Origin of the sequence: uncultured Nocardioides sp. (genome assembly GCF_902805925.1) — a bacterium.
Lineage (GTDB): Bacteria > Actinomycetota > Actinomycetes > Propionibacteriales > Nocardioidaceae > Nocardioides.
This window is the reverse complement of record NZ_CADCUP010000233.1, coordinates 3005-3328: the sequence shown is the minus strand read 5'-3', so window position 1 is coordinate 3328 and position 324 is coordinate 3005. Positions and strand designations below refer to the sequence as shown.

The 324-nt window shown below is 76.2% G+C and carries 1 protein-coding gene; it reads left to right on the top strand.

The window, feature by feature from the left end; translation table 11 throughout:
• Positions 1-21 precede the first annotated feature (21 nt).
• Positions 22-324: M23 family metallopeptidase (locus QZX64_RS16645; protein WP_295662126.1), on the top strand; the 303-nt coding region annotated here is incomplete at its 3' end.

Below are 324 nucleotides of genomic sequence, written 5' to 3'. Positions count from 1 at the left end.
AGCCTTGATGAGGCTACCGCCATGGTCATCCGTGCCCTGGCACTCCTCCTCGTCGTCCCGCTGCTGCTCGCCCGGGCCGGTCCGGTGTCGGCCACGACCGATCCCGTCGGGGTGTGGCCGCTCCGGCCCGAGCCTGCGGTGGAGTCGGGGTTCGACCCGCCCGAGGACCCCTGGGGCGCCGGTCACCGAGGCGTCGACCTCGTGGGTCGGCCGGGGCAGGCGGTGCGCGCCGCCATGGCGGGCCGGGTCGCCTTCGCCGGGCACCTGGCGGGCCGGGGCGTGGTGGTCGTCGACCACGGCGACACCCGAACCACCTACGAGCCC